At 32.8% G+C, this 22,223-nt stretch carries 22 protein-coding genes; 19 read left to right on the top strand and 3 right to left on the bottom strand.

The genetic code is table 11. The annotated features are described in order from the left end of the window. Positions 1-5: 5 nt before the first annotated feature. The 13 genes from rbfA to DWV06_RS05135 all read left to right on the top strand — a co-directional run bounded on the left by rbfA (position 6) and on the right by DWV06_RS05135 (position 13,611). On the top strand, positions 6-389 hold the full coding sequence (gene rbfA / locus DWV06_RS05195; RefSeq protein WP_115481115.1) for a 30S ribosome-binding factor RbfA: 384 nt from the start codon (positions 6-8) through the stop codon (positions 387-389). After that, positions 382-1,332, top strand: a complete 951-nt coding sequence (locus DWV06_RS05190; RefSeq protein WP_115481114.1) for a DHH family phosphoesterase — start codon at positions 382-384, stop codon at positions 1,330-1,332. The genes rbfA and DWV06_RS05190 overlap by 8 nt, the downstream gene beginning before the upstream one ends. A 9-nt stretch (positions 1,333-1,341) precedes the next feature. Beyond that, positions 1,342-2,244: a tRNA pseudouridine(55) synthase TruB gene (gene truB, locus DWV06_RS05185; RefSeq protein WP_115481113.1), complete on the top strand. Its 903-nt coding sequence runs from the start codon at positions 1,342-1,344 to the stop codon at positions 2,242-2,244. 33 nt (positions 2,245-2,277) lie between these two features. Beyond that, on the top strand, positions 2,278-3,195 hold the full coding sequence (locus tag DWV06_RS05180; RefSeq protein ID WP_115481112.1) for a bifunctional riboflavin kinase/FAD synthetase: 918 nt from the start codon (positions 2,278-2,280) through the stop codon (positions 3,193-3,195). Positions 3,196-3,348: 153 nt separating this feature from the next. Further along, positions 3,349-4,659, top strand: a complete 1,311-nt coding sequence (locus tag DWV06_RS05175) for an MATE family efflux transporter (RefSeq protein WP_115481111.1) — start codon at positions 3,349-3,351, stop codon at positions 4,657-4,659. 88 nt (positions 4,660-4,747) lie between these two features. Beyond that, positions 4,748-5,647 (top strand): substrate-binding domain-containing protein, encoded by a 900-nt coding sequence (locus DWV06_RS05170; RefSeq protein WP_115481110.1) that lies wholly within the window; start codon positions 4,748-4,750, stop codon positions 5,645-5,647. A gap of 38 nt (positions 5,648-5,685) precedes the next feature. Continuing rightward, positions 5,686-6,573 carry a sugar ABC transporter substrate-binding protein gene (locus DWV06_RS05165; protein ID WP_162300583.1) on the top strand — a complete coding sequence of 296 codons (888 nt, stop codon included), beginning with the start codon at positions 5,686-5,688 and terminating at the stop codon, positions 6,571-6,573. A gap of 96 nt (positions 6,574-6,669) precedes the next feature. Continuing rightward, positions 6,670-7,569 carry a sugar ABC transporter substrate-binding protein gene (locus tag DWV06_RS05160; protein ID WP_115481108.1) on the top strand — a complete coding sequence of 300 codons (900 nt, stop codon included), beginning with the start codon at positions 6,670-6,672 and terminating at the stop codon, positions 7,567-7,569. A 126-nt stretch (positions 7,570-7,695) separates the two neighbouring features. Beyond that, entirely contained in the window at positions 7,696-8,592 is an 897-nt protein-coding gene (locus tag DWV06_RS05155; protein WP_115481107.1) for a substrate-binding domain-containing protein, read from the top strand. Between the two features lie 51 nt (positions 8,593-8,643). Then, complete coding sequence (locus DWV06_RS05150) at positions 8,644-9,534, top strand: sugar ABC transporter substrate-binding protein (RefSeq protein ID WP_162300582.1); 891 nt, start codon at positions 8,644-8,646, stop codon at positions 9,532-9,534. 173 nt (positions 9,535-9,707) lie between these two features. Continuing rightward, complete coding sequence (locus DWV06_RS05145) at positions 9,708-10,772, top strand: C40 family peptidase (RefSeq protein ID WP_193725996.1); 1,065 nt, start codon at positions 9,708-9,710, stop codon at positions 10,770-10,772. Between the two features lie 287 nt (positions 10,773-11,059). After that, positions 11,060-11,326, top strand: coding sequence for a 30S ribosomal protein S15 (rpsO, locus tag DWV06_RS05140; protein ID WP_115481105.1), 267 nt, complete (start codon positions 11,060-11,062; stop codon positions 11,324-11,326). Positions 11,327-11,520: 194 nt separating this feature from the next. Continuing rightward, positions 11,521-13,611 (top strand): polyribonucleotide nucleotidyltransferase, encoded by a 2,091-nt coding sequence (locus tag DWV06_RS05135; RefSeq protein WP_115481104.1) that lies wholly within the window; start codon positions 11,521-11,523, stop codon positions 13,609-13,611. Between the two features lie 74 nt (positions 13,612-13,685). Here the strand turns inward: DWV06_RS05135 and DWV06_RS05130 are convergent, their stop codons facing one another. Then, positions 13,686-14,048 carry a zinc-ribbon domain-containing protein gene (locus DWV06_RS05130; protein WP_115481103.1) on the bottom strand — a complete coding sequence of 121 codons (363 nt, stop codon included), beginning with the start codon at positions 14,046-14,048 and terminating at the stop codon, positions 13,686-13,688. A gap of 147 nt (positions 14,049-14,195) precedes the next feature. Between DWV06_RS05130 and spoVAE the strand changes: the two genes are divergently transcribed. Beyond that, a complete protein-coding gene (spoVAE, locus tag DWV06_RS05125) occupies positions 14,196-14,552 on the top strand; it encodes a stage V sporulation protein AE (protein WP_115481102.1) in 357 nt (118 codons plus the stop codon). A 55-nt stretch (positions 14,553-14,607) separates the two neighbouring features. On the opposite strand, the gene DWV06_RS05120 is transcribed toward spoVAE, so the two are convergent. Together DWV06_RS05120 and typA are read right to left on the bottom strand one after the other, a co-directional pair. Continuing rightward, the gene (locus tag DWV06_RS05120) at positions 14,608-16,818 is read right to left on the bottom strand and encodes a DUF5722 domain-containing protein (protein ID WP_115481101.1); all 2,211 of its coding nucleotides are present in this window, start codon (positions 16,816-16,818) and stop codon (positions 14,608-14,610) included. 203 nt (positions 16,819-17,021) lie between these two features. Then, positions 17,022-18,848 carry a translational GTPase TypA gene (gene typA, locus DWV06_RS05115; protein ID WP_115481100.1) on the bottom strand — a complete coding sequence of 609 codons (1,827 nt, stop codon included), beginning with the start codon at positions 18,846-18,848 and terminating at the stop codon, positions 17,022-17,024. 152 nt (positions 18,849-19,000) lie between these two features. Between typA and spoIIIAA the strand changes: the two genes are divergently transcribed. Genes spoIIIAA through DWV06_RS05090 form a run of 5 tightly spaced genes read left to right on the top strand, consistent with a single transcriptional unit; the run spans position 19,001 to position 22,216 of the window. Beyond that, a complete protein-coding gene (gene spoIIIAA, locus DWV06_RS05110; protein WP_115481099.1) occupies positions 19,001-19,945 on the top strand; it encodes a stage III sporulation protein AA in 945 nt (314 codons plus the stop codon). Beyond that, positions 19,939-20,457 carry a stage III sporulation protein AB gene (locus DWV06_RS05105; RefSeq protein WP_115481098.1) on the top strand — a complete coding sequence of 173 codons (519 nt, stop codon included), beginning with the start codon at positions 19,939-19,941 and terminating at the stop codon, positions 20,455-20,457. The genes spoIIIAA and DWV06_RS05105 overlap by 7 nt, the downstream gene beginning before the upstream one ends. Positions 20,458-20,471: 14 nt before the next feature. Further along, a complete protein-coding gene (gene spoIIIAC, locus DWV06_RS05100) occupies positions 20,472-20,666 on the top strand; it encodes a stage III sporulation protein AC (RefSeq protein ID WP_115481097.1) in 195 nt (64 codons plus the stop codon). A gap of 26 nt (positions 20,667-20,692) precedes the next feature. Continuing rightward, complete coding sequence (gene spoIIIAD, locus DWV06_RS05095) at positions 20,693-21,079, top strand: stage III sporulation protein AD (RefSeq protein ID WP_115481096.1); 387 nt, start codon at positions 20,693-20,695, stop codon at positions 21,077-21,079. A gap of 27 nt (positions 21,080-21,106) precedes the next feature. Continuing rightward, positions 21,107-22,216 (top strand): stage III sporulation protein AE, encoded by a 1,110-nt coding sequence (locus DWV06_RS05090; protein ID WP_162300581.1) that lies wholly within the window; start codon positions 21,107-21,109, stop codon positions 22,214-22,216. The last annotated feature ends 7 nt before the right edge of the window (positions 22,217-22,223 follow it).

Below are 22,223 nucleotides of genomic sequence, written 5' to 3'. Positions count from 1 at the left end.
AGACTATGAGAAAAAACAGCATTAAAAATACACGGGTGAATGGGGAAGTTCAAAGAGAGCTTAGTAATATAATTCGTGGAGAAATTAAAGATCCAAGAATTAATCCTATGACATCAATTGTAGCAGTAGAAGTGAGTCCGGATTTAAAAATGTGTAAAGCATATATTAGTGTGCTTGGTGATGAAAAATCTCAAGAAGATACCATAAAAGGTTTAAGAAGTGCAGAAGGTTATATTCGAACAAAATTAGCAAAGGCAATTAATCTTAGGAACACGCCAGAAATAAAATTTGTTTTGGATCAGTCGATAGAATATGGTGTAAATATGTCTAAAATAATTGCCGATATCAATCAGAAAGACAGTAAAGCAGAGGATGATTATAATGAATAATATTGCATCCCAATTAGTGGGTGTTAAATCTATTGCAATCGGAGGACACATTCGCCCGGATGGGGATTGTGTCGGCTCCTGTCTTGCGATGTATAATTATATTATCGATAATTGGACCGATATAAAAGTAGATATTTATTTAGAACCGATTCCAAATCTTTTTAAGTTTCTAAAGAATGCAGAAAAAATAAATAATACATATGATATGGATATGGTATATGATTTATTTATTGCGCTTGATTGTGGTGATAGTGAACGTTTAGGAATTGCAGAAAAATATTTTGAAACAGCCCATAAAACAATATGTATTGATCATCATATCAGTAATAAGCACTTTGCTGATGAAAATTATATTTTTCCGAAAGCAAGTTCAACATCGGAATTAGTTTTTGATTTAATAGAAAAAGATAAAATTTCTAAAGAAATTGCAGAATGTATCTATACAGGAATCGTTCATGATACAGGTGTGTTTCAATATAGCTCAACTTCATCCAAAACTATGAATGTTGCTGGAATGTTGATGGATAAAGGAATAAATTTTACCAAAATAATAGATGATACTTTTTATAAAAAGACATTTAATCAAAATCAGATCTTAGGAAAAGCTTTATTAGACAGCAGACTTTTTCTCGATGAAAAATGTATTTTGAGTGTGCTGATGCAGGAAGATTTGGAAAAGTATCAGGTTGCTACAAGACATTTAGAAGGAATCGTAAGTCAACTTAGAGTAACGAAAGATGTGGATGTTGCTGTTCTAATTTATGAAACAGAAAAAAATGAATTTAAAATTAGTATGCGTTCTAATGAAATTGTTGATGTTTCAGTAATTGCATCGCTTTTGGGAGGCGGTGGTCATATACGTGCAGCGGGATGCAGTCTTAAAGGCGAAATAAAAGAGATAGAAACGTTAATATTGAAAGAAATAGAAAAACAGTTACGATAGGTGAATCATGTGATAAATGGAATAATTAATGTTTATAAAGAAAAGGGTTATACTTCTCATGATGTTGTTGCAAAACTTAGAGGAATTTTAAAACAAAAGAAGATTGGTCACACAGGAACATTAGATCCGGATGCTCAGGGTGTATTGCCGATCTGTTTGGGAAAAGGAACTAAGATTTGTGATATGTTAACGGAGAAAGACAAAACCTATGAAACAGAAATGCTTCTCGGGGTAGTGACGGATACTCAAGATACAACCGGGAATATCATATCTAAAAAACCAGTACAATTGGATACTGATGAAATTAAAGAAGTGATTCTGGGTTTTATTGGAGAATATCAACAAATTCCACCAATGTATTCAGCAATAAAAGTGAATGGAAAAAAATTATATGAATTAGCCCGGGAAGGTAAAGAAATAGAAAGAAAAGCAAGAAAAGTAATCATTCATCATATAAAAATTACAAATATAGATTTTCCTTATGTAAGGCTGATAGTGCAATGTTCCAAGGGAACATATATTAGAACCTTATGTCATGATATTGGATATCAATTGGGTTGTGGTGGTTGTATGAATCAATTGACCCGAACCCAGGTTGGAAGATTTGAAATACAAGAAGCGAAAAATCTGAATCAAATTGAAGAATTAGCCAAAACTAATGCAATTTCCTCAATTTTGACAGAGATAGACGAAATGTTTCTGGATTATCCGTCATTTACAGTAGATAGCAAATTTAATAAGATTCTTCTTAATGGAAATCCAATTCATGAATCCATGTTTATTTCAAAACAAAATCTAACAGAATTACCTACAATGATTCGAATTTATGACGTTGGAGGAAAATTTATTGGCATTTATAAATGGAATACAGAAAAGAAAAACTATAAACCAATAAAAATTTTTATGGAATAATATGTTTTAAGATAAAAGGAAGAAGAGGAGTGTATGAAATACTTTACTCAGACAACTAATTTTCATGTAGAAGAACCTACCGCTATTACGCTAGGGAAGTTTGACGGCTTACACTTAGGGCATAAAAAATTAATAAAGCATGTGATAGAGAAGAAAGTATTAGGTGCAAAATCAGTTTTATTTACATTTGATACCCCTCCTGGAGCCGTTATGAAAGAACAAGTGCAAGAAGTGCTAACAACAAATGAAGAAAGACGGATATTTGCAGAAGAAGCAGGTATTGATTATCTAATAGAGTGTCCATTTGTTCCGGAAATAAGGAATATGGAACCGGAAGAGTTTATTAAAGATATTGTTGAAAAATTAAATATAAAATTTTTTATAGTAGGACCAGATTTTCGTTTCGGACATCAAAGAAAAGGTGATACAGATTTATTAGTTAAATTAGGAGCTGATTTTGGATATCATGTTGAGGTCATAGAGAAGGAACAATTGGATGGAATAGACATCAGCAGTACCTATATTAGAGAAGAAATACAAAAAGGAAATATTGAAAAAGGGAATCAATTATTAGGGTATCCATTTACAGTAAGAGGGGAAGTGATTCCGGGCAGAAAATTTGGCAGAAAGATTGGAATGCCGACAACCAACCTTTTGCCTGTCAGACAAAAATTACTTCCACCGAATGGAGTCTACATTTCAGCAACAATTGTACGAGGTAAAAAATATAGTTCTGTGACTAATATAGGATATAAACCGACAGTAGGAGCAACCGAAACAAGAGGAGTAGAAACGTATATCTTTGATTATGATATGGATATATACGGTGAAACCATTGAAGTACAATTATTACGTTATCTAAGGATGGAGAAAAAATTTGATTCTGTTGATCAGTTAAAAGAACAAATGCAGAAAGATATTTTATTAGCAAGAAATTTTCATAAAATTTAATTTAGTAAGAAATTCCTTACAAGAAATTTGTCAGGAATTTCTTTTTATTATGTACTGCAAAATGAGCAAGAATTCAGAAGTTTTAAAATTGACTTTTTACTATAATGAGAACTGCCACTATGATTAGTTCAGATTGAAAGGAGTCTATATTTTATGAACTTAGAAAATATTAAAAACAAAACGGTGCAGATGATTCTGCAATTTTCCATTCCCTCTATTATAGCAATGGTACTTACCTCCCTTATTACCATTGTAGATGGATTTTTTATAGGTAATTATGTGGGTAAAGAAGGGATTGCAGCAGTAAATCTTGGCCTTCCTATAGTATATGTCTATTTGGGATTCGGTATTATGTTTGGTGTTGGCGGTATAGCAATTGCTGGAATTGCATTAGGAGCACAAGATATAAAGAAAAGTAATAATGTGTTTAATCAAACTGTTATTTCTTCTATAATTGTATCAGTAATATTAAGTATATTTATATGTATTTTTATGGGAAGTATTATCAGAGCTGTTAATATAGATGCACAAGTTGGAATTTATTTTGATAAATATTATTCTATCATGATATTGGCATATCCTATCATGATTGTAAATTCAACGCTTGGTATGTTTATTCGTGGAGAGGGAAAACCACATTTGTTTATGTTGATCAATATATTAACTGTAATAAGTAACATTTGTTTGGATTATTACTTTATAAAAATTCTGCGATTTGGAATTAAAGGGATTGCTTTAGCTTCTTTGATTTCACTTATAATAGGTCTGTTTAGTATGATATTGTTTTTTCTGAAAAAATCTAGTATTTATAAGATAAGAAAATTTCAATTCTCGAAACAAGTATTACGAGATACGGTATTAAACGGAAGCTCAGAATTTATTGGTCAGATGTCAATGAGTATTTCGATGTTCGCGTATAACTGGGTAATTATGAAAAATGTTGGTGTTGAAGGCGTAGCGGCCTTTACGATAGTAGGATATATCGCATATTTGTTTAGCATGGTAATTGTCGGTTTCGGTCAAGGAGCAAGTCCTTTGATCAGTTTTTCCTATGGTGCAAAAGAATTTGAATTAAGTAAAACAATTCGAAAGATTACAAATATATTTGTATTCTTATCAGGGGTAGTGGTCATGATTATTTTATTTATTGCTTCTGATTGGTATAGCAATGCTTTTGTAAGAAGTGAAAGTGTTGTAGCTTTAATACGTTCAGGTCTTTCAATTTTTATGTTCTCCTTTTTGTTTTCAGGTATCAATACCATTACTTCTTTTTATTTTACATCGATTGGTAAAGCGAAAGAGTCTGCAATAATTTCTTTATCCAGAGGGTTGGTCGTATTATTAATATGCATCTTTACTTTACCAACATTGTTTGGTATGACGGGTGTATGGCTTGTAGCACCTGTAACGGAAGCTATCACGATTGTTTTGAGCATTATGTTTATTCGAGTCAATGAAAAATAGTATAAAATTGCATACAGGTTATTTGTCACGGACATTCTTTATTTAATTTATGAATATATTAATATAACGCAAGATCTAAAGGAACATTATGAAAATATTTTTAAGATGTGAAAATAGTAGAGAGAATGGAAACTCTTATTTGTTTGGAGCTGTATTTCGAACTTTAAGAAATCTTTATTTTACAAATTTAAATGAAGGACTCAAAAAAATTGTTGAGGAAAAGGGAGACCAGATACTTTCACTAGATTCTGATTTTAACCAAGACATTCAAAATAAACAGATTGAAGATTTAATTGCTCAGGGAGTTGATGCTTTATTTGTCATTCCTGTAAATCCAATGAAAGTAGTACCGGCGTTAGAATCGGCCAAAGAAGCAGGAATTCCCATATTTATTGTAGATACACCAATATATGATGAGAATCTTCCAACGAGTACGATTGCTTCCAATAATTATAATATGGGTGTGTTAATTGCTCAGGATTTAATGAAAAGAAAGGAGAAAGCAAAAATTGCTATATTACATTATCCTTTTTTTAGTACCTCAACAATAGCAAGAGTCGAAGGATTTATGAATACCATTAAGGATTTACCAGAGTATGAAATAGTTTCGTATAAGACAGACGAAGAAAATTATGAGAATATTAAAGCGACAGTGCGAGAAATAGTAAGAAAACATCCAGAGATTAATGTAATAGTACCGACAGGTGATATAACTGCAATGGCAGCTATTTCAACTTTAAAAGAGATGAAAAAAGATCAAGATATTTTCGTATATGGAATAGATGGTTCACCAGAAATCAAGAAATTAATGAAGGAAGGGCAGATTGAGGTGTCAACAGCTCAAGCTCCGATTGAAATGGGAATGACGGCGGCAGAAACAGCTTACACTTATTTAGAGGGGAATCCAATTGAAAAATATATTACCATACCGGTGGTCTTGCTAACAGATGAGAATTTAGATGATTATGGAGTTGCCACATATAAATAAAAAGGGATGTATAAAATTAACTTATGGAAGGTATGCTTATGAGGTTTAAACAGAATCAAATTGAACGTGCTAGAAGAAAAGTATTTGGTGTTGCTATGCCAACAATTGCAAATACATTTTTCGTAGTTTTAAATAATGGGCTTAATACAATAGTGGAGGAAAATGGGGATATCTTAATTACATTAATTGCAAATTATGATCAAGAATTACAGAATGCCCAGGTTCAAAAATTTATTGATGAAAAAGTAGATTTCATCTTTATAATTCCTGTTGATTCAGAAACAGTAAAGCCTGCTTTAGAAGCAAGCAGAGAAGCGGGCATACCGGTCATAAATATTGATACCCCTGTTTATGATAAAGAATTAGTATTAAGTATCATATCCTCCGATAATTATAAAATTGGAACTTTGATAGGCTTAGATCTCATACAGCGCTTAAATAGTGCAAAAATTGTCATAATAGATTTTCCAGAATCGGTATCTACAACCAATAGAGTGAATGGTTTTATGGATATCATTAAGGATAAGCCTCAATATGAAGTTGTAGAAATATTACCTGGTGATACACAATATCTTAATTCCAAGAAAGCTATGGAAAGTGTAATAGATAGTGGTATAGAATTCAATGTAGTGATGGCTGTAAATGATTTATCTGCATTTGGAGCAATGGACGCACTTGACGAAGCGGGTATAAACAGTGGAATTTTAATTTATGGAGTGGATGGCTCTCCGGAAGCGAAACGATTAATTGCACAGGGTAAAATGACAGCATCTGTAGCGCAATCTCCAAATGAACTCGGTATGTATTCAGCTGAAATGGCTTATGTATATTTAGAAGGAAAACCAATAAGCGATAGAATTTTCATTCCAGTATATTTAATTGATCAGCAAAATGTTTATGATTATGGCTTAATATCTTGGAATTAAAAGAAAATAAATTGGACAAGTAAAGAAAAAATGATTTTGAAGAAGATATTATAATAAGTGGAATATATTAGATAATAATGAGAAGGGATCTGAACTATGATTTACCGGCAGAAATCTATGTTATTTCAAACTATAAATAATTCAGAGTTATTTGGATCAACTTTAATGCTTTTAGACAATCCATTTTTTGTAACATTAAATAATATAGGATTATTGACTATTATTGATGAGAATGGAGATAAGTTAATTGTTTTAGATCCAAACTTAGACCAAGAAAAACAAAATCAGCAAATTATAGATTTGATTAATCAGAACGTTGATATTATTTTTTTGGCACCAGTTGATTGGAAAGGTGTAAAACAAGCACTTGAAGCAGCTAATGAAGCAGGGATACCTGTATTTAATGTAGATGCACCTGTTTATAATGAAGAACTTGTGACGACTATTATTGCGTCTGATAATTATAAGGTCGGAGTATTAATTGCCCAAGATATGATGCAAAGATTAGATGAGGCAAAAATTGTAATAATAGATTATCCGCCTGCGAAGTCTACCATTGATAGAATACAAGGATTTAAGGATACGATTCTGAATAAGCCTCAATATGAAATTGTAGTTCAGAAAACAGGAGAAGGTCCGGATCTGACAGCAAAGAATTTAATGAAAGAGGTAATTGATGATAACATTGATTTTAATGTTGTTTTTGGAATAAATGATGTAACTGCAAAAGGCATCGTAGAAGCTTTACAGGAAGCAAACAAAATTCAAGATACTTTGGTATACGGAGTAGATGGCTCCCCAGAAGGGAAACAAATGGTAAAGGAAGGTCTTTTGACAGCTACCGTTGCACAATCTCCAATTGAGATTGGTATGACTGCCGCAGAATTAGGCTATGTTTATTTGCAGGGAGATCACGTTCCAAAGTATGTTACAATTCCAGTATATATTATAAATAAAGAGAATATTAACGATTATGATCTCCTATCATGGCAGTAAACTACACTCGTTTCTATTAGCATGATAATAGTGGACAAACAGTATTATTAGAATAAAATAAAATTTTAAAGATGAAATTTTAATGTTTAGAATATATTAGATTAATAAAGATAAAGGAAATTTAAAATGAATGTTCTGCAGTCAATAAATTATTATCAAACTGAAAATACTCCCCTCATATTTGGTGCGACTTATATGATTCTGGATCCTTCCTACTTTTTAACAATGAATATGGGATTAAATGAAATAATTCAATCACATGGTGACAAACTGGTCACATTAGATCCTCAATTAGATCAAGAAAAGCAAAATGAACAAATTTTAGCATTTATAAAATTGAAGGTTTCTATAATTTTCTTGAATCCGGTAAATTGGATAACGGTAAAACCGGCTCTTTTGGCTGCAAATGAAGCAGGAATTCCGGTATTTAATTTAGATTCTCCTGTTTTTGATGAAGAACTTGTAACGACGATTGTAATGTCTGATAATTATAAAATAGGAATAATGGTTGCGAATGCTATGATGGAGAGGGTGGAGGAAGCGAAAATAGTAATTATAGATTATCCTGCTGCGAAGGCTACCATTGACAGAATACAAGGGTTTAAAGACACCATTCAGAATAAGCCTCAATATGAAATCGTCATAGAGAAATCAGAAGAAGGGGCTGGATTTCAATCAAAAATATTAATGGAGGAAGCAATAGAGGAGCAACCGGATTTTAATGTTGTTTACGGAACCAATGATTCTTCTGCACTGGGGGCAATAGAGGCATTACAGGAGGCAGATAGAATTGAAGGGACTTTAGTCTTTGGAGTGGATGGAACACCAAGGGCAAAATTAAAGATAAAAGAAGGGCTAATGACAGCCACGGTTGCACAATCTCCGCTTGAAATGGGTATGACTGCGGCAGAAATGGGTTATGTATATCTGGAGGGGAATCCCGTTCCTAAGATAATCTACACGCCGATATATTTAATAGATCAAGAGAATATTAATGATTATGATATTATTTCATGGCAATAAAAGTCATGAAATATCCTAATTTATAAGATGAAAGTATGGGAGGACAGTCATATGTTAAAAAGCCCTAATTATTGTAAGTCAATGGAAAATGGAAGTTTATTTGGAGCTACCTTTATGAGTTTATATAATCCGTATTTTGTGGTACTTAATATGGGAATAAATACCATTATTGAGGAACATAAGGATAGGCTGATTACTCTGGATCCTATTCTGGATCAAGAAAAGCAGAATAAACAAATTTTAGATTTGATAAACAAGGATGTAAAAGCAATATTTTTGACTCCGGTAGATTGGATAAAAGTTGAACCTGCATTAGTAGCATGCAAGGAAGCTAATATGCCAGTCTTTAATATTGATTCAGAGGTCTTTAACAGTAATTTAGTAGTCGCTATTATAGCAAGCGATAATTACCAAATAGGAGTAAAAATTGCAAATAATATGATGGAAAGAAGAAAAGCGGCTAAAATTGTAATATTAGACTTTCCACCTACAAAATCTTCCATAGACAGAGTACAGGGATTTTTGGATACAATTGCAGGGAAACCTCAATACGAAGTGATTGCCCGTGAGTCGGGTGGAAATTTGTTTGAAGTATCTAAAAATGTAATGGAGAGACTTTTAAAAGAATTCGAAGATATAGACGTTGTAATGGGAAGTAATGACATAACAGCTTTGGGTGCATTGACAGCATTAGAAGATGTAGGAAGAGCAGAGGATACCTTGATTTATGGGGTAGATGGTTCACCGGAAGCTAAGTTTCTGGTAGAAGAAGGAAAGATGACAGGTACCGTTGCACAGTTTCCAATTGAGATGGGGATGACATCAGCGGAAATTGCTTATGCTTATTTAGAGGGAGACAAGATTGAAAAAAGAATATTTATTCCAACAGTTTTAATAACAAAAGAAAATATATATGATTTTGGTGTAGTTGGATGGCAATAATGTAATAAATGCATAAAAGTTTTACATATATTACAGAAATGTTACAAAACAGATTGACACATTTAAATATTATGTTATAATAAGAACTGATTATAACCCAAAAGTATAAAATTCGACAAAATATTATCTTACATTATATAAATAAAATTTGCGGGTATTATAGGAGGTTCGAAATGATATTAAATAAAAAAACAGTAATAGGAGTTATGGCTGCAAGCTGTGTATTGGTAGTTGGGACAGGAATAAATGTACATGCTGCTACGATAGGAACATCGGTGGGTGCTGCGCAGGTATTAGGTAATAACATTCAAGCAGATGCTGATAACTCACAGGTTGTTAAAAAAGCAGCTAAGAAAAAAGAAACAGTTGAGAAGAAAGAAGAAAAAAAAGCAACTTCTGTCATAGATGGAATTGAGAATTTAGGTGTGGCAAGTGTAGAGAACCATTTAAATATAAGAGAATCTGCCAGTGAAGATGCAAAATTAGTTGGAGTATTGCAAAACAATGCAGGTTGTAATATTATCGAAACGCAGGGAGACTGGTCCAAAATTAAATCCGGAAAAGTAACGGGATTTGTAAAGTCAGAATATCTGGTGACCGGCGAAAAAGCCAATAAAATAGCTGAAGAAGTTATGACAACAGTAGCAATTGTTAATACCGAAACTTTGTATGTTAGAGAAGAACCAAATAAAAATGTAGGTATTGTGACTATGGTACCGATCGAAGAAGAGTTAGAAGTGAAAGAAGATTTAGGAGACTGGCTTCATGTAGAGATAGATGAAGATGACTCTGGTTATATCAGTAAAGAGTATGTAGTATTATCACATAAATTAAAAACAGCTACTACAATGTCAGAGTTAAAATATGGAGAAGGTGTATCAGATGTCAGAGTAGATATCGTACAATATGCGTGTCAGTTTATTGGCAACCCTTATGTTTGGGGTGGTACAAGCTTAACCAATGGAGCTGATTGCTCCGGTTTTACAATGAGTGTTATGGCTAAATATGGTGTATATTTGCCACATTCATCGAGTGCACAGTCCGGATGTGGTACAAAAGTTGCAGCTGAGGACGCTTTACCGGGAGATTTGTTCTTCTATGGTGATGGAGGAATCAATCATGTAGCTATGTATATTGGGAATGGACAAGTAGTTCATGCAAGTTCAGCAAAAACAGGAATTAAAATTTCCAATGCATTTTATAGAACACCAATTTGTGTGACAAGAGTGTTAGATTAATATGAACCATATATAGGAAATTATTAGATATGCTTTTTCTTGCTACATACAGTTTTGTTAATTTAGCGTCTGTTGCAAGAAAAGCATATCTTTTTTGTGAATAAAAATATTTTTATAGAGTATTATGATAGTAATGGATAATCAGCATCTTAATCTTTACATTTGATAATTTGTATGCTAAAATACAAAAGTATGATTAATAGCCAATATTCAGAATTTGGAAACTCCGACCTATTCTTAGTATAGGCTGTATATGAAAATGCCATTATGGCGAAGGAGGTAACGAAATGATATCGAAAGAAAAGAAACAATCAATCATTGCAGAATATGCAAGAACAGAAGGTGATACAGGTTCACCGGAAGTACAAATTGCTATCTTAACATCAAGAATTCAAGAGTTAACAGAGCATTTAAAAGAGCATCAAAAAGATCACCATTCAAGAAGAGGTCTTCTTAAAATGGTAGGTCAAAGAAGAGGATTACTTGCTTATTTAAAGAAGACTGATATTGAAAGATATCGTTCATTAATTGAACGTTTAGGAATCAGAAAGTAGTAAATGCAAGAAAGTGATCATAGGGCGGAGCTTTCCGCCCTATTTTTGCAAGAGATTTAGAAGTGATAGGAAAAAGGCCCGAGACCGCTGAAAAGTACATTTATGAAATGTGTTTTTCAGTAGTTTCGGAAAATCCTATCATGAAAATAAGAATAATGTAAATCATTATATTAGAAAATGAAAAGGAGATTATTATGTACAAAAGTTTTTCAATGGAATTAGCTGGAAGAACTCTTACTGTAGAAGTTGGAAGAGTTGCAGCACAAGCAAATGGTGCAGTATTTATGCACTATGGTGAGACAGTTGTTTTATCTACGGCAACTGCGTCTGATAAGCCAAGAGAGGGGATTGATTTTTTCCCTTTAAGTGTAGAATATGAAGAAAAATTATACGCGGTAGGAAAGATACCAGGCGGTTTTAACAAAAGAGAGGGGAAAGCATCTGAAAATGCTGTTCTTACTTCACGTGTTATAGATAGACCAATGCGTCCATTATTTCCGAAAGATTATCGAAATGATGTTACCTTGAACAATCTTGTTATGTCAGTTGATCCTGATTGTAGTCCGGAATTAACTGCAATGTTAGGTTCTGCAATCGCGACAGCTATTTCGGATATTCCTTTTAATGGTCCGACAGCAACGACTCAAGTAGGATTAGTAAATGGTGAATTTGTGTTTAATCCCAATGCAGAACAAAAGAATGGATCTGATTTACAATTAACTGTGGCATCGACGAAAGATAAAGTGATTATGATTGAAGCAGGTGCGAACGAGATTCCTGAAGATAAAATGATTGAAGCAATTTATGCCGCTCATGAGATTAATCAACAAGTAATCGAATTTATTGAAAAAATTGTAGCTGAATGTGGAAAAGAGAAACATGATTATACAAGTTGTGCAGTTCCGGAAGAATTGTTTACAGCTATTAAAGAGATGGTTCCTCCACAAGAGATGGAAGCAGCTGTATTTACAGATGAAAAACAAGTTAGAGAATCCAATATACGTGAAATAAAAGAAAAATTAAAAGAAGCATTTGAAGAAAATGAAGAATGGTTAGAATTAATTGATGAAGCAGTATATCAATATGAAAAGAAAACTGTTCGCAAGATGATTCTAAAAGATCAAAAACGACCTGATGGAAGAGCAGTAGACGAAATGAGAAAATTATCAGCAGAGATTGATCTTTTACCAAGAGTTCATGGTTCAGGTATGTTTACACGTGGTCAGACACAGATTTGTACGGTTACAACATTAGCACCGTTATCAGAAGCGCAGAGAATTGATGGATTAGATATAGATGAAACTTCAAAAAGATATATGCATCATTATAATTTCCCATCTTATTCTGTTGGAGAAACAAGACCTTCAAGAGGTCCCGGACGTCGCGAAATCGGACATGGTGCGTTAGCGGAAAGAGCATTAATACCGGTACTTCCTACTCCGGGAGAGTTTCCATATGCGATTCGTACAGTTTCTGAAACATTTGAATCAAATGGATCAACATCACAAGCAAGTATTTGTGCATCTTCTTTGTCTTTAATGGCGGCTGGTGTACCAATTAAAAAGGCTGTAGCTGGTATTTCTACAGGACTTGTGACAGGCGAAAATGATGAGGATTATATTGTGCTGACAGATATTCAAGGTCTTGAAGATTTCTTTGGTGATATGGACTTTAAGGTAGCCGGAACTCATGATGGAATCACAGCAATACAGATGGACATCAAAATTCATGGTTTAACAAGACCGATTGTGGAAGAAGCAATTAGAAAGACAAAAGAAGCAAGAACCTTTATTTTGAATCAGGTAATGAATCCTGTTATTTCAGAAGCAAGGAAAGAAGTTGGTACTTATGCTCCAAAAATTATTCAGATTCAAATCGATCCTCAAAAGATTGGTGATGTTGTAGGACAGCGTGGTAAGACAATTAATGCAATTATTGAACAGACTGGAGTAAAGATCGATATTACAGATGATGGCTTAGTTTCTATTTGTGGAGTAGAAAAAGAATCAATGAATAAAGCTATGGAAATGATTAAAATAATAACCACAGATTTTGAAGAAGGACAAATTTTTAAGGGTATAGTTACTTCTATCAAAGAATTCGGTGCTTTCTTGGAATTTGCACCGGGAAAAGAAGGAATGGTTCATATATCTAAAATTTCTAAGGAAAGAATAAAGAGAGTTGAGGATGTATTGACGTTAGGAGACAAAATTACTGTTGTTTGTCTTGGAAAAGATAAAATGGGAAGAATTAGTTTTAGTATAAAGGATGTGCCTCAGGAATAGTAATAGACGGACAGTTTTTAAATTTTAACAGAAAAACACACCTGCAATATCATAATAATTGCAGATGTGTTTTTTTAATTCTTTTTTTGCTTTTCCATTTCTTTAAGAAAATTGATTTGAGTTTCATTCTTCCCGGCATATTTAATTTGATCTTCAACATCTTTTGGTGATTCTGCTAGATTTGAAATAGAACCATTTGAAATGGAGTCTTTTATTTTCAAATATTCTTCCTTTGTAATTTTTATGTAACTTTTGCAATTAGGACAAGTAATGCAATAAGTAGTTTTATAAGGAATCAGCGGTATAAAGAATAATGTAAACCAGGTTCGCATTACACAAAGCTGCCAAATTTGATCTAAATTACAGAAATTGCAACGTCTGGAAAAAAGTCCTCCTTTAAAAGCACGGGTGACTTTACCAAATCCCCAAATTATCATAATATCATCTCCTCCCTTTAGTCCGAATAGTATTATAACATTATTAATTTAAAAATACAAAGAAAATGTTAAGTAAAAAGTATATTGAATAGTAAGTAATGGAATACTAAAGGCAATGAGTTGTAATGAATTGAAAGAGGTGAATTTATGGACTATATTAATGCATTTTGGGTCGGAGGACTTATTTGTGCTTTAGTACAGATTTTAATGGAAAAGACAAAACTTATGCCAGGTAGAATAATGGTATTATTGGTTTGTACAGGTGTTGTGTTAGGAGCTTTGTCTCTATATGAACCATTTTTGAAATTCGCAGGTGCAGGTGCAAGTGTACCTTTATTGGGATTTGGTAATATTTTATGGAAAGGAGTAAAAGAATCAATTCATTCAGATGGATTTATTGGTATTTTTATGGGAGGATTCACTGCCAGTGCAATTGGAATCAGCGCAGCTTTGATATTTGCTTATATAGCATCTCTCATATTTGATCCAAAAATGAAAAAGTAGAAATAAAAATATCCTTAGACTATTTCAAAATAATCTAAGGATATCTTTTTTTACTTTAATACATGTATCTAAATCTAGAAGGTCGAAAATTTGGTATAATAGAATACCAGCTTCTTGCACCAATGATGTTTAATGCAAATTTACTATATTTATTAGAATAGCGGGTATCCATATATTTGAATACTTTCCAGGCATATTTCTTTTGACCGGGATCTTCCATTGTATTTGGTTTATTTTTCCATAGACCTAGATAAAGGCCTTGATCCATTTCTACTTTATGATCTATATGACGATGCAGGATAAAAGAATCAATCATAGGGTTAAATTCAGTTAAATAATAAGCGTAAGCTATCGCCGCAGCTTGTGTTTTTTCTACGTGTATTCCAGATTTAACAGAGGTAAACCCTTGTTCTGATAAAATAATTCTGGTAGAACTTCCAAAATTACGTCGAACATAATTGGTCAAAACATTGATATTTCCCATATTAATAACAGGAGAGTAAGAACTTTTGGTCAGGTCATTACAAATGTTCTTCCAAAATTCTGGAGCAATCAATGGTGATGGATAAGGATGATAAGCGATATTAAACTTAATATTCCCCTGTTGTTTTAAAGCTCTTGCAAAAGCATCTAGAAAACTTTTAGAAGTAAAAGAACCAGGAACTCTGGTATTCCATAAATGGTCTAAGGAAATATAAATACGTGCATTTTTGTTGACACTTCGAATCGCGCTAGAAACTAAACGGAAGGAATCGGCATATCTTTGTGCATTCTTTGTTAATGAGGTAGATCCGGCATAATTCCAAACATTATAATTATTTACTTCATTTCCCAGAATCCAGTTTACAACTTTACCATAGCCATTTGCGCCGGAGTATCTTTCAGCTAAAAATGAAAAGGTAGCTTCTAAATGCGCTCTGGATTTTTTGCTTCTTGTATTAAGACCATAATAATTATGTCCCATTTGTCTGGCACTTGGGTCAATTAAATAAGATAGATCACTATTCCAATCAAGTAGTAATATAGCAGAAACTACAACATTTTTATCTTGAAAAGCTTTGAAAGCTGAATCATAATTATGCAGAACAAGTTTACTGAACCAATATGTTTTTCCGTTATACTGATATGGAATGCCAAACGTATCATTTTGTTCATAAGATGCTGCAATAACTGTATTAATAGGGAGATTGACAGCCGTATGTTTGATACCAAGATCTGCAGCGTCTTTCATATAATTAATATTTACCTGAAGGCCTTTTTTTGAACGGGTTTTTGTAAAAGCATAAGTATATTTTGCTGATTTTTCCGGATTCGTTATATATTTACCGGAACTAACTATTCGATACGATTTAGAAGAGCTTTTTACAGCGATAACGAATTTTTTTTGCAATACACTTTTAGAAGTATCTTTGTTTAAAGGAAATGAAAACGAAAATGAACTACCTTTTCTAGTGGAATCTAAAGGTTTTGCTGATTTACTTAAGGAACTTTTGTAAGATGGTAATGCAAATAAATAATAATAGTCCCCGACACTTCTAATGATACCATTAGCTTTTGCTTTTACTGTAACCGTTTTTTTGGATCTTAACTTACAACTTGTGATTTTAGCAGAAGTAGCAGAAGCAGTAACTAATTTTAATCCTTTTGCTATTTTGATTTTCTTTTTAGAACTATATCTTCCATAAATTTTACGATTGGCTGAATCGATTTTGTAAGCACGTACTCTAACATAATATGTTTTACCTTTTATTAGATTACGTATAGTTCTTGACGTTCTGGTTGTGTTATAAGTAATTCTGTGGCTGCGGAAATTTCTGCTAGTTGCAATATCAATTTGATATCCTTTTGCTTTGGATACTTTTTTATAACTAACAGTAACCTTGGCTTTGGATATATTTTTAAGACGTTTAATAGATGTTCTATTAACTTTCACCTTTGACCAGCGGGCGGTCAAAATGATATTGCTGGTTACTTTTTGTTTAAAATTAAATTTTTTATTCCCATGATACCAGCCTTCAAATTTATAATTTAGTCGAATAGGATTTTTGGGTTTTGATAGTTTGCTGTTTGTTTTGACTTGTTTACTTGATATACTGGTGCCGCCTCTGGTATGAAATGAGACTTTAAATGATTGAGTAGATGCTTCCTCTACAGTTTGAGGATTTGATAAAGTAGTAGAAGCCTGAACAGTTTTTGTCATACAGAGAAAAATAACTAGTAATAACAAAAATCTGTTCACAATTTTTTTCCGATTTAAAGTTTGCATGGTTGCCCTCCTAATTTGTAAAAATATTAAGTATCTATCAAAACCTTATTATGTTTTGTAGAATTTAATTATATTATGTCACTTTTTGAATCCTTTTTCTAGTGTTAATTTTGGAAATTTAATAAATCCTCCTAAAAATACGGGATTGATGGAAAAAATCTTCTGAAAATAGATAAAATTTCCAGAAGATTTTTGTTTTTTTATTAATTTTTTGAAGATCTTTTACGCATAGTAGGATCTAATATTTTTTTTCGAATACGAAGACTTTCAGGAGTAACTTCTAAAAGTTCATCGGTATCAATAAATTCTAATGCTTGTTCAAGACTTAGTATTTTTGGAGGAGTTAAAGTAAGAGCATCATCGGCGCCTGAAGATCGTGTATTAGTTAAATGCTTTTTCTTACAAACATTTAGTTCGATGTCTTCAGTTTTACCATTTTGACCAATTACCATGCCGGCATATACTTTATCACCCGGTTTGATAAAGAGAGTACCACGTTCTTGCGCACTGAATAATCCATAAGTAACAGCTTCTCCTGATTCAAAGGCAATTAAAGAACCCTGCTTTCTATATTGAATTTCTCCTTTGAAAGGGCCGTAACCATCAAAAGTAGTATTAATAATGCCATTTCCTTTTGTATCAGTTAAAAATTCGCCTCGATAACCAATAAGACCTCTTGATGGAATAGAAAATTCTAATCGGGTCGAACCTCCGCTTGAAGTACTCATGGCACGTAATTCACCTTTACGTTGGCTTAATTTATCAATCACTGTACCAGAGAATTCTTCAGGAACATCAATATATGCTATTTCCATAGGTTCCAGTTTCTTTCCATTTTCATCTGTTTTGTATAGAACTTCTGCTTTACTTACTGAAAATTCATAGCCTTCACGTCTCATATTTTCTATTAATACTGATAAATGAAGTTCTCCACGTCCTGATACTTTGATGCTGTCTGCATTTTCGGTTTCTTCAACTCGTAAACTGACATCGGTATTAAGTTCTTTAAAAAGACGATCATGTAAATGTCTGGAAGTTACAAATTTTCCTTCTCTGCCGGCTAATGGACTATCATTTACAATAAAATTCATGGAAAGAGTCGGTTCTGAAATTTTTTGAAATGGGATAGCGACTGGGTTATCAGGAGAGCAGATAGTATCACCTATATGAATATCAGCAATCCCGGAAATAGCAACGATAGAACCAATCGCAGCTTCTTTTACTTCAACTCTTTCTAAACCATCAAATTCATATAATTTACTTATTTTCACGCGTTTCATTTTATCTGGTTCGTGAGCATTAATAACGACTGCATCCTGATTGATTTTTAAAATACCATTGTCTACTTTACCGATTCCAATCCTGCCTACATATTCATTGTAATCAATTGTACTGATTAAAACTTGTGTATCTAAATCAGGATCTCCTTCTGGTGCAGGAATATAATCAATGATAGTTTCAAATAATGGAATCATATTTTCAGGATCATGGCTTAAATCTAAGATAGCATGTCCTGCTTTTGCTGATGCATAAACGAATGGACAGTCAAGCTGCTCATCATTTGCATCTAAATCCATAAATAATTCCAATACTTCATCAATTACTTCATCCGGTCTGGCTTCGGGCCGGTCAATTTTGTTAATGCATACAATAACCGGGAGTTCAAGTTCCAGAGCTTTTTTTAGGACAAATTTTGTTTGCGGCATTGGACCTTCAAAAGCATCAACAACAAGTACAACTCCATTTACCATTTTAAGTACGCGCTCTACTTCTCCGCCAAAGTCAGCATGACCGGGAGTATCAATAATATTTATTTTTACATTATTATAATAAACAGCAGTATTTTTCGATAAAATCGTAATACCACGTTCACGTTCAATATCATTAGAATCCATAACACGTTCTTGTACTTCCTGGTTGGCACGGAATACTCCGCTTTGTTTAAGAAGCTCATCTACTAAAGTTGTCTTACCATGATCAACATGAGCAATAATAGCGATATTACGGACTTCTTCTCTTTTCATTTTCATTTTAACGTTCCTTCCTTAAAACAATATCTAACACAACCTTATTATTTTATCATATTTCAAATAGAATTCAACCTTTTCATAAAAAAAATAAAAACTATATTTTGCGTATGATTAGTGACAAGTCAACATATATTTAGTTAAGAGGTGAGGAAATGGACAAGAGAAATGAATTTTTAGGCATATTTTCAGAACATATTCATACCTTGTTAAACAAAATTGAAATTCCATTTGATGAATTGCAAGAGATACGTATGAGAATAAATCAACCCATTATTTTTATTTTAAATGGGCAAGAGAATTATCTTGGAAAAGATGGAATATTAACCAAGGAATTAAATCAAGCTTATAGAATTGAAAAAAGAGAATTGTATGAGACGTTAGAACATATAAGCAGTTATTCCAGATATGCTTTTGAAGACGAAATACGCCAAGGATTTATTACGATTTCCGGAGGACATAGAGTAGGACTTGCTGGAAAAGTGACGGTTGAAAGTGGGCAGATAAAAACGATTCATTATATCTCTTTTTTAAACATACGTTTTACTCATGAAGTTAAGGGCTGTGCAGATGGAGTACTTCCATATCTTTATGAAGGTGGAAACGTACTTCATACGATGGTTATTTCACCGCCCGGTTGTGGAAAAACAACACTTCTAAGAGATTTGATCAGACAAATCTCAACTGGTAATAAAATAGGAGAAGCAAAAACAGTAGGAGTCGTTGATGAACGTTCAGAAATTGCCGGTTCTTATATGGGTATACCGCAAAATGATGTAGGGATACGTACAGATGTCTTAGATAATTGTCCAAAAGCGGAAGGAATGTTTATGTTGATACGTTCTATGTCACCGAAAGTGATCGCTGTGGATGAGATTGGTTCGCTAGAAGATATTAAGGCCATAGAAACCGCATGCTATAGTGGATGTAAAATTATTGCAACGGTTCATGGTAATTCGTTAGAAGACATAAAAAGAAAAAATATATTCCAGAAATTAATAGAAAATAAAATGTTTGAGCGTTTTATTGTGTTAAGTGCAAAATATAAAGTTGGAGAGATTGAAGGTATTTATAATCAGCAAGGAGTTCTTATATGTTAAAAATAATTGGAATGTTATGCATTATTTGTAGTACAAGCGGCATAGGATTTTTAAAAGGCCGGGATTTAATTCAAAGACTGGAACAATTAAAATGCCTGCAACGATTTGTTATCATGCTGCGGGGAGAAATAAATTATGTTCATACCCCATTACCAGAAGCTTTATATCAAATTTCCAGAAAAATTGAGAACCCATTGAATGCTTTTTTAGAAAATGTTTCAAAAGAGTTAGAAATCAAACAAGGTAGAGGTTTGAAAGAGACTTGGGAGAAAAGGATGGAGTCAGATTTTTTTGATACATATTTGTCAAAAGAAGATTTGGAAGGGTTTCGAAATCTTGGAAGTCAGTTAGGTTATTTGGATACGCAGATGCAAGTGGGAACATTAAATCTATATTTAGAGCAGTTAGAAATGGAAATTAAGAGACTGGATGATAGTTTAAGGGGCAGTATAAAACTATACCAAAGTCTTGGTATATTAGCAGGAACATTTGTTGCTGTTTTAATGATTTAACTTGAGGAGGACTTATGACAGTAAATATTATTTTTAAAATCGCTGCCGTGGGAATATTGGTAACAGTTTTGAGCCAGGTACTAAAACATAGCGGTAGAGAAGAGCATGCTTTTTTGACTAGCCTGGCAGGACTAATTTTAGTTTTATTTTGGATTGTTCCATATATTTATGAATTGTTTGATACAATCAAAAATTTGTTTACATTATAATTAGGACAGGTAGTTTGGAGGCTGGTATGAATATTTTGCAAATTGGATTAATCGGAATAGTTGGGGCCTTGTTAGCAGTTCAATTAAAAGCACAGAAACCGGAATATAGCATCTACGTTGGAGTGGCAACCAGTGTCATTTTATTTTTTTACATTACAGGAAAACTTAGTAGTGTAATTGAAACTGTTTATACAATACAAAGCTATATTCATTTAGAGACAAGCTATATGCAGATTTTATTGAAGATTATTGGTATTACGTATATTGCAGAATTATCATCAAATATTTGTAAAGATGCAGGTCATCAAGCGATAGGAAATCAAATAGAGAGTTTTGGAAAAATAGCGATACTGGCAGTAAGTATGCCTATTCTAATCGCATTAATAGATACCATTAATAATCTTTTGCAATAAATGAAAACGTATAGAAAGGAAAACGATATGAATCAAATATGCTGTGTGATTTTTGCTAGTATTGTACTTTCATTGGCTACAACGAATGAACAATTGATGGACAAACTGGAAATGCATGAAGTGCAAGATACAATAGATGAAATTTTAGAAGAAAATACTATTGATATAAAACAAACAATAATGGACATGCTCAAAGGAAAAATACCTTTTGATATGAAAGATATTATTGATATGATATTGAGCAGATTATTTTCTGGAATTGTCCAGAATAGAGATATTTTTATACATATTTTACTTTTTGCAGTAGCAGGGGCTATATTCCATAACTTTTCAGAAGCTTTTCGGAACACCCAAATATCTGAAATAGGTTTTTATATTATTTATATGTTGTTGCTTGCTGTTCTAGTGAAGTCTTTTAGTAGTATCGCCCAAATAGCATCTATAGGTGTAGAAAATTTATTGGATTTTATGAGAGCTTTATTACCTTCTTATTTTTTGGCAATCACGTTTTCCGGGGGCACTGTTAGTTCTATGGTCTTTTATGAAATTGTATTATTTATAATAACTGCAGTAGAGTGGTTACTTAAAAATCTAGTAATTCCGATGATACATATTTATGTGGTATTAGTATTGGTGAATGATCTATTAAAGGAGGATACTCTATCAAAGCTTGCAGAATTAATAAAAAATATTGTGGAATGGCTTTTAAAAACTTTATTGGCTGCTGTAATTGGAATTAATATCGTCCAAGGGATGATAAGTCCGGTAATTGATTCCTTTAAAACGGGTATTTTTGCAAAAACAGCCAGTATGCTCCCGGGTCTGGGGAATGTAGTAAATGCTGCTACAGAAGTAGTATTGGGGGCTGGTATTTTAATTAAGAATGGAATCGGAGTGGCTGCTTTAATTATTATAGCATTTATATGTATCATACCTTTTGTAAATATTATTGTAGTTACTGTTATATATCAGTTAAGTGCAGCAGTTATTCAACCCATTTCGGACAAAAGAATAGTAAAAAGTTTGACCGGTATTGGTACCGGGGCAAGACTATTATCAAAAGTCGTTTTAACAGCAGGAGTAATGTTTTTATTAACAATAGCAATTATTACAGTTTCTACAAATTTTAGAACGTAAGGAGGGT

This window comes from Anaerosacchariphilus polymeriproducens (genome assembly GCF_003363435.1).
Classification (GTDB): Bacteria; Bacillota; Clostridia; order Lachnospirales; family Lachnospiraceae; genus Anaerosacchariphilus; species Anaerosacchariphilus polymeriproducens.
Note: the sequence above shows the minus strand (reverse complement) of the source record. Positions and strands in the feature narration are given on the sequence as shown.

Excerpts from the sequence above, each read along its gene's own strand:
- rbfA (WP_115481115.1), top strand. The coding sequence starts at position 6 with ATGAGAAAAAACAGCATTAAAAATACACGGGTGAATGGGGAAGTTCAA.
- DWV06_RS05190 (WP_115481114.1), top strand. The coding sequence starts at position 382 with ATGAATAATATTGCATCCCAATTAGTGGGTGTTAAATCTATTGCAATC.
- DWV06_RS05180 (WP_115481112.1), top strand. The coding sequence starts at position 2,278 with ATGAAATACTTTACTCAGACAACTAATTTTCATGTAGAAGAACCTACC.
- DWV06_RS05175 (WP_115481111.1), top strand. The coding sequence starts at position 3,349 with ATGAACTTAGAAAATATTAAAAACAAAACGGTGCAGATGATTCTGCAA.
- DWV06_RS05170 (WP_115481110.1), top strand. The coding sequence starts at position 4,748 with ATGAAAATATTTTTAAGATGTGAAAATAGTAGAGAGAATGGAAACTCT.
- DWV06_RS05165 (WP_162300583.1), top strand. The coding sequence starts at position 5,686 with ATGAGGTTTAAACAGAATCAAATTGAACGTGCTAGAAGAAAAGTATTT.
- DWV06_RS05160 (WP_115481108.1), top strand. The coding sequence starts at position 6,670 with ATGATTTACCGGCAGAAATCTATGTTATTTCAAACTATAAATAATTCA.
- DWV06_RS05155 (WP_115481107.1), top strand. The coding sequence starts at position 7,696 with ATGAATGTTCTGCAGTCAATAAATTATTATCAAACTGAAAATACTCCC.
- DWV06_RS05150 (WP_162300582.1), top strand. The coding sequence starts at position 8,644 with ATGTTAAAAAGCCCTAATTATTGTAAGTCAATGGAAAATGGAAGTTTA.
- DWV06_RS05145 (WP_193725996.1), top strand. The coding sequence starts at position 9,708 with ATGATATTAAATAAAAAAACAGTAATAGGAGTTATGGCTGCAAGCTGT.
- rpsO (WP_115481105.1), top strand. The coding sequence starts at position 11,060 with ATGATATCGAAAGAAAAGAAACAATCAATCATTGCAGAATATGCAAGA.
- DWV06_RS05135 (WP_115481104.1), top strand. The coding sequence starts at position 11,521 with ATGTACAAAAGTTTTTCAATGGAATTAGCTGGAAGAACTCTTACTGTA.
- DWV06_RS05130 (WP_115481103.1), bottom strand. The coding sequence starts at position 14,048 with ATGATAATTTGGGGATTTGGTAAAGTCACCCGTGCTTTTAAAGGAGGA.
- spoVAE (WP_115481102.1), top strand. The coding sequence starts at position 14,196 with ATGGACTATATTAATGCATTTTGGGTCGGAGGACTTATTTGTGCTTTA.
- DWV06_RS05120 (WP_115481101.1), bottom strand. The coding sequence starts at position 16,818 with ATGCAAACTTTAAATCGGAAAAAAATTGTGAACAGATTTTTGTTATTA.
- typA (WP_115481100.1), bottom strand. The coding sequence starts at position 18,848 with ATGAAAATGAAAAGAGAAGAAGTCCGTAATATCGCTATTATTGCTCAT.
- spoIIIAA (WP_115481099.1), top strand. The coding sequence starts at position 19,001 with ATGGACAAGAGAAATGAATTTTTAGGCATATTTTCAGAACATATTCAT.
- DWV06_RS05105 (WP_115481098.1), top strand. The coding sequence starts at position 19,939 with ATGTTAAAAATAATTGGAATGTTATGCATTATTTGTAGTACAAGCGGC.
- spoIIIAC (WP_115481097.1), top strand. The coding sequence starts at position 20,472 with ATGACAGTAAATATTATTTTTAAAATCGCTGCCGTGGGAATATTGGTA.
- spoIIIAD (WP_115481096.1), top strand. The coding sequence starts at position 20,693 with ATGAATATTTTGCAAATTGGATTAATCGGAATAGTTGGGGCCTTGTTA.
- DWV06_RS05090 (WP_162300581.1), top strand. The coding sequence starts at position 21,107 with ATGAATCAAATATGCTGTGTGATTTTTGCTAGTATTGTACTTTCATTG.